A 587-nucleotide genomic window follows, 5' to 3' on the forward strand; every position below is an offset into this window, starting at 1 on the left:
TGAAGACGGGCGGATGTGACACATCGCCCAAGGGTCGGGCATCGGGGTTCTCATGTTCAAGGTCTACAAGGCAACGGTCGTCGCCATGGCGGTGGCCATCGGAGCGAGCAGCGCGCTGGCGGCCGGCAGCCATGGCGGCGTGATTTACTTCACGGGCGCCATCGTGGAGGCCGGGTTCCGCGTGCAGGCCACGCCCCAGGTATCCGCTGCGGGCGAGGGGTTGCAGGCGCGAGCATCCGCGTCCGGTCACCAGGTGGTGTTGAGCTTTCGCTCGGCTGCAGTGCGGGTGGTGCCGGTCGATGTGTCAGTGGAGGCTCGCGCGGCATCGTCGCTCAACCCCCTGCGGGTGGGCGATGCACGCAGCAAGGCGGACGTCCTGGCCAAATACGGCGGTTTCAAGGCCAGCCTGCTGACGGCAAACAACGGCACGCCGACCTTGTCGCGCGCGCCGGGGGTGGAACCAGCGCTCGCGGTGGTGACGCTGTCCTACCAGTAATGAAAAAGGCGGGGGAATCCCCGCCTTGTTTGTGGACCGCTGCGACGGCGTTTAGGACGCCACTGGCCCCACCGGCGATTGGAACGGGTGA

At 67.1% G+C, this 587-nt stretch carries 1 protein-coding gene; it reads left to right on the forward strand.

The window, feature by feature from the left end; all coding sequences use genetic code 11:
• Positions 1–52 precede the first annotated feature (52 nt).
• Positions 53–496 (forward strand): hypothetical protein, encoded by a 444-nt coding sequence (locus AC4FQX_RS15195; protein WP_491168567.1) that lies wholly within the window; start codon positions 53–55, stop codon positions 494–496.
• Positions 497–587 lie beyond the last annotated feature (91 nt).

It is taken from the genome of Flavobacterium sp. AK-301 (genome assembly GCF_058310215.1).